The organism is Capnocytophaga sp. H2931, from assembly GCF_002302535.1.
Taxonomy (GTDB): domain Bacteria; phylum Bacteroidota; class Bacteroidia; order Flavobacteriales; family Flavobacteriaceae; genus Capnocytophaga; species Capnocytophaga canis.
Genome location: NZ_CP022381.1, coordinates 1485270 through 1497470, shown reverse-complemented (window position 1 = coordinate 1497470; position 12201 = coordinate 1485270). Strand labels below are relative to the sequence as shown.

Below are 12201 nucleotides of genomic sequence, written 5' to 3'. Positions count from 1 at the left end.
GTGGCAGGCTTCTTGAAATTCAGACCGAAAATATTTTAAATAAAACCTCAAAAAAGTTCGCTAAATCACGAACTTTTTATATCTTTGTGCAAAAATAAATTTCACCGCAATGCAGATAGAATTTATAGATGAAGAGTTAGCAATAGCAAGATTTTATGAGGGAGGAAAGGTCAAAAATAAAGAATTAAAATCAAATGGTAATCTTCAAAAATTATTCATCAAAACAGTAGATAGATTAAAATCATTAGAAAAAATAGAAGATGCTTTTTTATTTAAATCATTAAATTATGAAAAGTTGCAAGGTAATTTAAGTGGAAAATCATCTGTGAGAGTAGATATAAAATACAGAATCATTTTTGAAGAAATAGAAGACGAAGAGGGTAAAGTAATTATTTTGTCCATTGAAGAATTAAGTAATCATTATCAGTAAATAAAGAGGAGAATGGCAACGATAAATATAAAAAAATTAGTACCAAAACAAGCAACATACCCCGGCGAACATCTTCTTGATGAAATACAAGCAAGGGAGATGAGTCAAAAAGATTTGGCTATGGAAATGGATTTACCAAAATCTGTTGTTAATGAAATTATTAAGGGTAAAAAAAATATAAATACAGACATCGCATTGAGATTAGAAAAAGTATTGGGAATTCCTGCTAAATTTTGGCTCAACGCACAGGCTGATTATGAAATAGACAAACGAAGAGTGGAGGAAAAACATCAAGAATTTGTGAAAAACAATGAAATATGGAGTGTAATAAAATCCTATATTCGTATGCCATTTTTCAAACGTGAGGGGGTTATCACTGATGACTTAAAGCAAAACATCAACATTATTTTTAAAGTGTTTGGAGTTAGCGATTTAGATGGATTTGTTGGGCGATTTGCAGAGTTAGAATATCAACGATTTAGAAAGTCCGAAAAATCAAATATTGAGAGAAACAGCCTTGTTTGTTGGGTAAATTATGTGAAATATAAGGCAAGTCAATTGTATGTTTCGGACTTTAACCAATCTGAAAAGGAACAGGTTTTTAAGGCAATAAGCGAGGTTTTATATAAAAATAAAGAAAATATATTAGATGAAGTAAAAGAAGTTTTAAGTTCTTACGGAATAAAATTTCTAATAGTTCCAAAACCAAAAGATTGTGCAGTAGATGGAGTTTCTTTTTGGAGTGAAAACCCTACTATATGTTTGAGTTTGAGAAACAAAAGTATAGATTCTTTTGCTTTTACGCTCTTTCACGAGCTTTCTCATATTTATTTGCATTTGGTGAATAATAACAGAAAGGAATACATCAATTTGGAAGAAAAGCACCAAAAAGAAGAACAAGAGGCTGATGAATTAGCATCTAAACTGCTTATTCCTGATGATGTGTGGAAAAAAATAAAATCGATAAATTTTCATAATGAAAGTTCTGTGATGAGTGTTTCTAAACATTACGGAATACACCCTGCTATTTTACAAGGAAGATATTCAAAAGAAAACAATAATTATAAAATAAAAAAGATAGATAAAGACATTAGACAAGTTAGTTTTACTGAAAAAAATCAATAACAAATAAACTTGTTGTTGTTAGTTGCCAAATTTTATGCAAAACGAACATCTGACAACAAAGATTATTCCGTTGCATCCGCATTAGTGCCTCGTCTATCTACGGGGTAAAATATAGCCCCAAAAGGGGCTTTTTTTGTTGAGTAATACATTTGATTGCTTTGTACGTACGTTTAAAAAATGTACATTTCGTTTTGAATTTTAGCACATTTGGTTTTGTGGAATATAGAGGACAGTTGCTCATAATTACCATATACGTATAAAAATAGGAAACGATTAGCGAGAAAAAATAAAAAGAAATAAGCGAAATATTTAAGTCCGCTGGATATAGTTTTTCCAAATAACGAAAGATTCATTTACAATATGTGTTGGTTATTAAATGGTATCAGTACAAATCAAGAAAATAAAAGGTGAAGTTTAATAGTTTTCAGCCTTGTATCAAAAGGAATTCATCGTACGGAAATGCAAAATAAAACATAATTTTAGAAAATTAAAAATGGTTAAGGTGTTTTTGTTGACGCTACATCCAACTTATAAAGGTAATTTTTCTTTGCAAAGAGAAATCTATTTCGTATATTGCCAAACTTTTTTAACGATTTATACTTTTTTAGATATGAAAACAGAAAAATTATCTTCACAACAAGCGATGGAGCTTGAAGACAAATATGGAGCCCATAATTATCATCCACTACCTGTAGTACTCAGCAAAGGCGAAGGTGTGTACGTGTGGGATTTGGAGGGGAAGAAATATTTTGACTTTCTTTCTGCATATTCAGCTGTGAATCAAGGGCATTGCCACCCTAGAATTATCGAAGCGATGACTAAACAGGCACAAACTTTAACGTTGACCTCACGCGCGTTTTACAACGATAAGTTAGGGGTATATGAGAAATATATTACCGAATATTTCGGATTTGAAAAGATGTTACCGATGAACACTGGTGCTGAGGCAGTAGAAACAGCTATCAAAATATGCCGAAAATGGGCGTACGAACGAAAAAATCTCCCTGAGAGCCAAGCGATTATCGTGGTTTGTGAGCAAAATTTCCACGGACGTACTACTACAGTCGTTTCTTTTTCTTCAGACAAAAACGCACGTAAGAACTTTGGACCTTACACACCGGGATTCGTAAGCATTCCGTACAATGATTTGGGAGCTTTGGAGTCTTTTTTGGCTGAAAATCCGAATGTTGCAGGATTTTTGGTAGAGCCTATTCAAGGGGAAGCAGGTGTATACGTTCCTTCGGATGGATTTTTGAGTGGAGCCAAAGCTATTTGTGAAAAATACAATGTACTGTTTATCGCCGATGAGGTACAGACAGGAGTTGCTCGTACAGGAAAACGTTTAGCTGTTGATCATGAAAACGTAAAGCCAGATATTTTGGTGTTAGGAAAGGCTTTGAGTGGAGGAACTTATCCAGTGAGTGCGGTTTTAGCAGATGATGAGGTAATGCACGTGATCAAGCCAGGGCAACATGGAAGTACCTTTGGCGGAAATCCTATAGCCGCAGCTGTAGCTATCGAAGCGCTACAAGTGGTAAAAGACGAAAAACTGGCCGAAAATGCACAAAAAATGGGTGAAATCTTCCGTAAGGAAATCGGTGCGTATATCGAAAACTCAAATATCGCTACAGCAGTGCGTGGAAAAGGATTACTTAATGCGGTAGTTATCAACGATACAGAAGAAAGCGACACCGCATGGAATATATGTTTACGTATGCGCGATAAAGGTCTGTTAGCAAAGCCTACTCACGGAAATATCATTCGTTTTGCTCCTCCATTGGTTATTAACCAAGAGCAATTGAAAGTGTGTATTGATATCATTATAAGCACTTTAAAAGAATTCGAACGCTAAATCTTTGCTAAGAAATTCGGCTTTTAAAATCATTGTTAATTAGAAAAAGTTATACGAAAAAAAATGGAGAATCAATATTTGAGTGCTGACAAATTAGAGTTTACACAAAGCATTCAGGAAAATCTAAAAGAAATTGCTAAATGGGCGAAATTTTTAGCTATTCTAGGGTTCGTAGGCATAGCGATTCTTGTGCTAGTATCTATTTTCACAATTATTTTCGGAGTGATTGCTTCCAGCATGGAGGATACTCCTTTTCCTCTTGCTTTTGTTGGAGTTCTATATTTAGGTATGGCGGCAGTCTATTACTTTCCCATAAAATATCTGTATGATTTTGCTACAAACATGAAAGATTCATTGAAAACGAGCAACAGAATTGTTTTTAGTAGAGCTTTTGAAAATTTGAAGTCTCATTACAAATTTATGGGAATCTTTACCATCGTGATGCTATCGTTGTACATTCTGATTCTTATAGGAGTGTTATTAATCGTAGGATTTCTCGGAGCGATAGGAGGGTATTAATATCTTTGTTTAAGCAGTCATAAAATGAAAAAATATCTGATCGTAGGACTGGGAAATATTGGCGAGGAATACAAAAACACACGTCATAATATTGGTTTTAAAGTGGTTGATTTTTTAGCATCTCAACATACTACAACTTTTTCTACACAAAGATTAGGGGATTTGGCTGAGGTAAAGCACAAAGGAAGAACCTTTATTCTATTGAAACCATCTACCTATATGAATCTGAGCGGAAAAGCCATTCGCTATTGGTTGGAAAAGGAAAATATTCCCATGGAAAATCTGTTAGTAATTACTGATGACTTAAACCTGCCTTTTGGAACAATTCGCATCAAATCCAAAGGGAGTGATGGAGGTCATAACGGACTGAAAGACACACAAGCCCAATTGAATAGTACCAATTACGCACGGCTCCGTTTTGGAATCAGTAATGATTTTGCTAAAGGAAAACAGGTGGACTACGTATTAGGGGAATGGAGCGACGAAGAAAACACGGCCTTACCCGAACGATTGGAAAAATGTGTTCAAGCGGTACTTTCTTTTGGTTTGTCCGGTATCAACATAACCATGAATACGTTTAACAATAAATAAAACATTTTCGATAAAACAAAAAAATGAAACGATTTTTAAAATTCCCAACCCCTTATACGGTTCTGATGATAGTGATTATGTTTGCCGCATTGCTAACTTATTTGTTGCCATCGGGTTCGTATGACACTCTAACCTATGACGCTACTCAAGATGTTTTTGTGTTAAAATCCAAGGAAATAACCCAAACTCTCCCAGCTACGCAACAGACTTTGGACGAAAAATCCATAGCTATCAATATTGCCAAATTTAAGGAAGGGAAAATTAAAAAGCCTGTATCAATTCCAAACACCTACACAGAAACATCTCCTCACCCTCAAGGAGTTAAAGAGGTTTTATTCGCTCCCATAAGAGGAATTTATGAAACTATAGACATCATCTTATTTGTACTGATTCTGGGGGGATTCATTGGAGTTTTTAACAATTCAGGAACGTTAAACGAAGGGGTAGGTTATTTGTCTCATAAACTCAAAGGACGTGAAGGTATATTGATTATCATCGTGTGTACACTCATTGCTTTGGGAGGAACTTCTTTTGGACTTGCCGAAGAAACTTTGGCTTTTTATCCGATTTTGATTCCTGTCTTTTTAGCCGCAGGTTATGACCTGATGGTTCCGTTAGCGGTTATTTATTTAGGTTCCTCTATAGGAACGATGGCGGCGACCATCAATCCGTTCTCAGTCATTATAGCTTCTGACGCAGCAGGTGTGGACTGGACTACAGGAACAACCATTCGTGTCATTATGCTTATTGCCTCTTTGACTATCACCATTGCGTATGTCATACGTTATGCGGAGAGAGTAAAAAGAAACCCACAACTGTCAATTGCATACCAAACACCACTACCTGATTCACTGACTTCGCAAAAGGTAGCTCCTGTTGAAAGATTGAAATTGTCAAGCAAATGGTTACTTCTTGTTTTCGCTTTGTCGTTTTTGATAATGATTATAGGGGTAGCTCGTTGGGGATGGTGGTTTGAGGAGATGACTGCCTTGTTTTTGGTAGCATCCGTATGTATTGCCTTGTTCTTACGAATGAGTGAAGAGCAATTCATCGCTGATTTTATCGCAGGAGCAAAAGATTTGCTTGGGGTAGCTTTCATCATTGGGATTGCTCGTGGAGTAACTTTTATCCTTAATGACGGACAAATTTCGGACACTATTTTACATTATTCAACAAACTTAGTGGAAGGTATGTCGCCCATTCTTTTCTTGCCTGTATTGATGTGTGTATTCGGATTATTAACATTGTTTATTTCTTCCTCATCGGGAATGGCTGTAGTAACGATGCCCATCATGGGGTCATTAGCAACGGTAGTAGGTATCGAAGGGCAACACGTTGTAAATGCTTATCTGTTTGGAATGGGTTTGATGAGTTTCATTACCCCCACAGGGCTTATCCTACCTTCTTTAGCGATGGTGAATTTGAATTATAAACAATGGTTAAAATTCGTGTCACCTTTGTTGCTAATGCTTTTGGTACTGTCCGTAGGAATGCTTCTATTGGGGTATTATTTGTAAGTTTTTGTTCATTTTACATAGCAAAAATTCAAAACAAACAAAATCAGATAACTTGTAATTTTACGTGAAAGTTTAAACACTAAAATTGACACCTTTAGTATTGATTCAGTAGGTTTTTGAGAGAGAAATGAGAATCTATAACTATTAATAAGGATATTATTTTGCGTTAAAAAGATTCAATCGAATTATTATACTTGAGATTGAATCTAAGCTCTCAACTAAAAAACACTTTTCTTTTTTAGTTCGGTAAAAATACGTAAGTTTGTCCATTAAAACTTTTTTTATGATAAGAGCATTTTTTGTTACTATTCTTTTAAGTGTTTTTTGCCCGTTTTTGATGGCTCAAAGCACTGAAACACATACCAATTCGTTGGTAAATTTTGAAAAAGCAATGTTTTTGTACAACCGAAATTTGTACAAACCTGCTCAGCATTTGTTTCTAAAAGAAATCGCTGAAACTACTGATAGTGATTTACGGACAAAATCAAAGTTTTACGTAGCTTCAATTGCTGTCATTTTAGGAGAGCCAGGAGCAGAATCCTTAATGCGAAATTTTATTGAAGAACATCCCGAATCACCATTGGCTTCAGGAGCCTTTTTACGTATGGCCGATCTTTATTTTCAACAAGGAAACTACAAAGAAGCTCTAAAATGGTATGATCAGGTCAAAGAAAGTGGCATCAGCAAAAGTGAACGCTCCAAATATTACTTCCAAAAAGGATATGCTTTGTTTGCTACGAACAAAAAGGCAGAATCGGAAAAATATTTCAACTTTGTAAAAAATCATCCCGACTACAGCACGGATGCTAACTACTATTTAGGATATATCGCTTACGACTCCGATGATTATGAAAAAGCATCTACTTACTTCAGTCAAGTACAAGACGACCCAAGTGTGTCATATTTTCAAGCAAATATGAACTTTAAGCAAGGGCTTTTCCAAGAGGCTATAGACGAAGGTTTAAAGCAAAAATCCAAAACTAAAAACGCACAAGACTTATCGGAAATCAACAAAATCATTGGGGAAAGTTATTTCAATTTAGGAAAATACGATGAAGCTATCCCGTATTTGAAGGAATACAAAGGAAAAAGAGGAAAGTTCTCAAATACTGATTATTATTATTTAGGATATGCTTACTACAAAAATAAAGACTATGCCAATGCCATCGACCAGTTCAACAAAATCATTGACGGACGCGATGCCGTAGCACAAAATGCTTACTATCATTTAGCGGAATGCTATCTGAAAACAGGACAGAAACCACAGGCTTTGAACGCTTTTCGCAATGCATATCAGATGAACTATGAGCCACAAATTCAAAAGGATGCTCATCTGAACTACGCTCGTTTGAGTTATGATATTGGAAACCCATACGAAAGTGTGCCTGGTGTGTTGTTGGACTATTCCAAAAATTATCCAAACGACAATCAGCAAGAAATCCAAGCTTTGTTGGTGGATTCGTACATTTCTTCGCGTAGCTACCAAGCTGCGATTAATCTTTTAGAAAAATCAAATGACCCAAAAGATCAACAGATTTACAAAAAAGTAGCCTTCTACCGAGGGTTAGAACTATTTAATGAATTGCAATACGCCGAAGCATTGATGTTTTTACAAAAGGCCGTTGGTGGCGACCCTAAACTATCGGCTCGTGCTCTGTTTTGGAGTGGTGAATCGGCTTATCAACTACATGATTTTGAAAGTTCTAAAAAATATTACACCGAATTTATCAACCATCCGAATGCAAAATCAACCTATGAATACAAAAATATTCATTACAGCTTGGCGTACAGTGATTTTAATTTAAAAAATTACGGAGGAGCTGTAGATAATTTTGAGGCATATTTGAAACAAAATCCGAAAGCAAATTCTTGGACAAACGATGCTTTATTGCGTTTAGCAGACTCTTATTTCGTACAGGGAAAATATTGGCCTGCCATGGAACGTTACAATAAATTAATTGACTTAAAATCAGCCGACGAGGATTATGCCGCCTATCAAAAAGCTATGAGCTACGGATTTGTGGACAGACCACAACGCAAAATTGAAGACTTAGAAAAGTTCGTGAAAACATATCGCAACTCAAATCTACGCCCAAACGCGTTATTCGAATTAGGAAACAGTTATGTGTCCGCAGGAAATTCCGAAAAAGGTACAAAACTCTACAAACAGGTACAAACCGAATACAAGAATAGTAATTTAGTTCCTCGTGCCATGCTTCGCGAAGGATTGGTTTACTACAACAAAAATGAAAATCAAAAAGCGTTGCAACTTTTTAAAGACATCGCAAAACAATATCCAAACTCAAACGAAGCAATTCAATCCATTGCATCTGCAAAACAAATTTATATGGACATGGGACAAGTGAACGAATACGCTTCTTGGGCAAAAAGTTTAGGCTATGTTGAAGTGTCAGATTTGGAGTTAGAAAATGCCACCTATGAAGCTGCCGAACGACAACACATTCAACAAAATGAAAAAGAAGCTATTGCAGGATTTGAAAAATACATCAAAGAATTCCCTAACGGAATGCGGATTACAAACGCTCAATTCCATTTAGCACAACTTTACAACGCTTCAAACCAAAAATCAAAAGCTGTAACTTTATACGAAAACGTAATCAACAGTGGTTCAGAAGAATATTCAGAACAGTCATTAGTGCGATTAACACAGATTTTGTTGGATGCGGGGAGCTATCTGAAAGCAAAACCTCATTTGGAGCAGTTGGAAAAAACAGCCACCATCGCACAGAATAAGGTCTATGCACAATCAAACTTAATGCGAGTTTGCTATACCGAAAAATTGTACAGCAACGCTATCCAGTATGCTCAAAAGGTATTAGCCGAAAAATCGGTCGACACACGCATTAAAAACGACGCTTACAGCGTTTTAGCACGCTCCTACATCAAAACAGAAAATGAGGCAGAGGCTCGCAAAGCATACCAAGAAGTAGCAAAAACTGCTACAGGAAGTTTGGCTGCCGAAGCTATGTACTATGACGCTTACTTCAAACATAAAGACGGCAAGTTCAAAGAATCGAACGACGTAGTACAACAGTTGGCAAAAGAATACGGAGGACATAAAGAATTCGCTTCCAAAGGGTTGGTAGTAATGGCAAAGAACTACTACGGACTGAAAGACTCCTATCAAGCCACTTATATCCTTGAGAACGTGATAAATAATTTCAAGGATTACCCCGAAGTGGTTGCAGAAGCTAAAAAAGAATTGGCTGTAGTGAAGGCAGAAGCGGCGAAGAGTAATTCTTCTGTGAAAATGTAATTGATTTGTTTGAAGACAATTCAAAGCCAAGTGAACAAAAACAAAATATATTAATGGTATATTTCTAAAAAAAAGAACAATGAATAAACATATATCCTACCGTAAATCCCTATTGATAATTGCGTTATCAACTTTTGGAATAGTTACGGGTCAAACTAAACGTGACAGTTTAAGCACCAAAGTAGTAGACGTAGTTCGTTCCTACACAGCCTCGATTGCCGATGCTTACAAAAAACGTGAAGATGCTAATCTCAAAGCCGATTCGTTGTCAATAGCTAAACGACAAATCAATTATTCTATTTACTCTGTACCTGTGGCATCAACTTTCGTACCTGAAAAGGGAAAGGCAAGTGCCATGAGAACCAACATAAAAAGAGAACGTTACTTGGATTCATACATAGGAGGAGCTTTTGGAAATGCAAACACGTTATATGGTGATGCGTCCATAACCTTACCCGTAAATAACGAAAGTAATTTGGCTTTCATAGCTGAACATCTGTCTTCCAATGGTGACATAAAAGGAGTGATTCCAGATAACAACTATGCGAAAACAACAGCTCAATTGCGATACGACTTTTTGAATAGTGATTACAACTTCGGTATAGCTGCCGATTTCGGGAGAAGATCGAACAATTGGTACGGAATCCAAAAAGGATTCTACGCTTCCGAAGAACTGCTGAAAGCCCTTACCGGATTAAAGCAAACCTATATCGATTATGGTGTAAATGCTTACATAAAACTCGCAAACCCATACTTTAAAGGACTTGATTTTGAGTTTAGTGGATTATCAGATGCGTTTGACACTAGCGAAATAAACGTGAAAACATCACCTTCTTTTGAGCTACCTATCAGCAGTGAAGAACAAAAAATCCATTTTGGAGTCTTATTGGATTACTACAATAGTAAATTCAATCGGGCTACCGCTCTTACTCCAAGTGCAATTGAAAATAAATGGTTAATTTTTGGTGCTAATCCATCGTATAATTTAACCATGGATAACCTGGATTTGAAAGTCGGACTTGCTATAGCTTATTTGGGAGGAAATCAAACCAATGAAAGTCGATTCAAGGCTTACCCCGACGTAGAAATTTCGTATAAACTTTTGGAAGGGAATACTATTTTTCACGGAGGTGTTCGTGGGATGATACAGCAAAATACCTTTCAGAAACTTTCTAAAAACAATCCTTTTTTAGCCCCAATACAGCGTATTACACCTACAAATATTGGCATTGATGCTTTCGGAGGAGTCAAGGGAGAGGTGGGTACAGGATTGTACTACAAAATTAAAGCCGGTTACAAGCAATGTGAGAACTTGCCAATGTTCATAACCCACAGAGAAACAGGAAACCTTGGATATCAACATAATAATGCTTTCAGTTTGGTCTATGACAAAGTCAATATGTTCAACCTAACAGCAGGTATGGAGGGTAGCATCGCAGAACGATTTTTCTTTGATTTTGAAGCTCAATACAACCGCTTCACACCCGACATCCAAACTCAGGTATGGAACTTACCAGAAACCAAAGCATCGTTGTTTACGGATGTTAAAATCATAGAAAACCTCTTTACAGGAGTAGATGCTTTTTATGTAGGGAATCGGTATGACTTAAACTACTCCACCCAAACTTTAACTGTTGATGGATATTTCGACCTCAACTTCCACGTTGATTATACGATCAACAAACAATTTATGCTTTTTGCTAAAGTAAACAATTTATTATCAAACAACTACAACCAATGGGCGTATTACCCTGTTCAAGGTATACAAGCCTATGCAGGACTACGTTATTTGTTTAGCTTAAAGAAAAAATAATACTTTCATTATAGGATAAAATATTTTATAGTTTTTTGTTCATATCTGATTTATAATGGGAAAACTTTTAATCGTTGGAACCGTAGCCTTTGATGCAATTGAAATGCCTTTCGGAAAAACAGACTGTATTATGGGAGGTGCTGCAAACTATATTGCTTTGGCAGCATCGCACTGTTGTGGAGAATCGGCGGTCGTTTCAATTGTAGGTGAAGATTATCCTTCCGAATATTTACAACTTCTTAGCGATAGAAACATCAAAACTTCAGGTATTGAAATTGTTAAAGGAGGCAAATCATTCTTTTGGAGAGGTAAATATCATCATGATATGAACAAACGTGATACACTCGAAACCCAACTGAACGTTCTTGCTGATTTTAAGCCTGTAGTTCCTGAAGAATATAAAAAAGCAGATGTGCTGATGTTAGGGAATTTGCACCCAAGGATTCAATTGGATGTGTTGGAACAGATGCAGCAGAAACCAAGTTTGGTGGTTCTTGACACAATGGACTATTGGATGATTCACACATGGGATTTACTGATGGAAGTTATCCAAAAGGTAGACCTGATTACCATCAACGACCAAGAAGCACGTCAGCTTACGGGAGAATACTCGTTGGTAAAAGCTGCACAACGGATTATGAAAATGGGAGTCAAATATGTAGTTATCAAAAAAGGAGAACACGGGGCATTATTGTTTCACCAAGACAAAGTGTTTTTTGCTCCTGCCCTACCTTTGGAAGAAGTCTTTGACCCCACAGGTGCAGGTGACACGTTTGCTGGTGGAATGGTTGGCTTTTTGACTAACGCTGAAGATTATTCTTTCGAAAGCATCAAAAACGCCATCGTCTACGGTGCTGTTTTGGCCTCGTTCTGCGTGGAAAAATTTGGTACTGAACGAGTTCTCAACCTAAGCAAAAATGAATTCTCACAACGTTTACTACAGTTTAAAGAACTGACAAAATTTGAGATAGATACACCATAAAAATAACATTACAAAAGAAAGCAGATGTGTGATTTGCTTTCTTTTTTGTATTTTTGCCCGACAATTTCAAAACAAAAAACTTTCTTATTTAGAGG

At 36.2% G+C, this 12201-nt stretch carries 9 protein-coding genes; all 9 read left to right on the top strand.

Annotated elements, in window-relative coordinates:
• Nucleotides 1-109 precede the first annotated feature (109 nt).
• Complete coding sequence (locus tag CGC52_RS06320; protein WP_095893782.1) at nucleotides 110-430, top strand: type II toxin-antitoxin system RelE/ParE family toxin; 321 nt, start codon at nucleotides 110-112, stop codon at nucleotides 428-430.
• Nucleotides 431-442: 12 nt separating this feature from the next.
• A complete protein-coding gene (locus CGC52_RS06315) occupies nucleotides 443-1555 on the top strand; it encodes a HigA family addiction module antitoxin (RefSeq protein ID WP_095893781.1) in 1113 nt (370 codons plus the stop codon).
• Between the two features lie 610 nt (nucleotides 1556-2165).
• Nucleotides 2166-3407: an ornithine--oxo-acid transaminase gene (rocD, locus tag CGC52_RS06305; RefSeq protein ID WP_095894480.1), complete on the top strand. Its 1242-nt coding sequence runs from the start codon at nucleotides 2166-2168 to the stop codon at nucleotides 3405-3407.
• A gap of 63 nt (nucleotides 3408-3470) precedes the next feature.
• Nucleotides 3471-3926 (top strand): hypothetical protein, encoded by a 456-nt coding sequence (locus tag CGC52_RS06300; RefSeq protein WP_042343802.1) that lies wholly within the window; start codon nucleotides 3471-3473, stop codon nucleotides 3924-3926.
• Nucleotides 3927-3950: 24 nt separating this feature from the next.
• Entirely contained in the window at nucleotides 3951-4517 is a 567-nt protein-coding gene (gene pth / locus CGC52_RS06295; RefSeq protein WP_095893779.1) for an aminoacyl-tRNA hydrolase, read from the top strand.
• Between the two features lie 23 nt (nucleotides 4518-4540).
• Entirely contained in the window at nucleotides 4541-6034 is a 1494-nt protein-coding gene (locus CGC52_RS06290) for a YfcC family protein (protein ID WP_095893778.1), read from the top strand.
• Between the two features lie 283 nt (nucleotides 6035-6317).
• Nucleotides 6318-9311, top strand: coding sequence for a tetratricopeptide repeat protein (locus CGC52_RS06285; protein ID WP_095893777.1), 2994 nt, complete (start codon nucleotides 6318-6320; stop codon nucleotides 9309-9311).
• Nucleotides 9312-9390: 79 nt separating this feature from the next.
• Nucleotides 9391-11124 carry a TonB-dependent receptor gene (locus CGC52_RS06280; protein ID WP_095893776.1) on the top strand — a complete coding sequence of 578 codons (1734 nt, stop codon included), beginning with the start codon at nucleotides 9391-9393 and terminating at the stop codon, nucleotides 11122-11124.
• A 55-nt stretch (nucleotides 11125-11179) separates the two neighbouring features.
• Nucleotides 11180-12106, top strand: coding sequence for a PfkB family carbohydrate kinase (locus CGC52_RS06275; protein WP_042006344.1), 927 nt, complete (start codon nucleotides 11180-11182; stop codon nucleotides 12104-12106).
• Nucleotides 12107-12201: the final 95 nt, after the last annotated feature.

Excerpts from the sequence above, each read along its gene's own strand:
- CGC52_RS06320 (WP_095893782.1), top strand. The coding sequence starts at position 110 with ATGCAGATAGAATTTATAGATGAAGAGTTAGCAATAGCAAGATTTTAT.
- CGC52_RS06315 (WP_095893781.1), top strand. The coding sequence starts at position 443 with ATGGCAACGATAAATATAAAAAAATTAGTACCAAAACAAGCAACATAC.
- rocD (WP_095894480.1), top strand. The coding sequence starts at position 2,166 with ATGAAAACAGAAAAATTATCTTCACAACAAGCGATGGAGCTTGAAGAC.
- CGC52_RS06300 (WP_042343802.1), top strand. The coding sequence starts at position 3,471 with ATGGAGAATCAATATTTGAGTGCTGACAAATTAGAGTTTACACAAAGC.
- pth (WP_095893779.1), top strand. The coding sequence starts at position 3,951 with ATGAAAAAATATCTGATCGTAGGACTGGGAAATATTGGCGAGGAATAC.
- CGC52_RS06290 (WP_095893778.1), top strand. The coding sequence starts at position 4,541 with ATGAAACGATTTTTAAAATTCCCAACCCCTTATACGGTTCTGATGATA.
- CGC52_RS06285 (WP_095893777.1), top strand. The coding sequence starts at position 6,318 with ATGATAAGAGCATTTTTTGTTACTATTCTTTTAAGTGTTTTTTGCCCG.
- CGC52_RS06280 (WP_095893776.1), top strand. The coding sequence starts at position 9,391 with ATGAATAAACATATATCCTACCGTAAATCCCTATTGATAATTGCGTTA.
- CGC52_RS06275 (WP_042006344.1), top strand. The coding sequence starts at position 11,180 with ATGGGAAAACTTTTAATCGTTGGAACCGTAGCCTTTGATGCAATTGAA.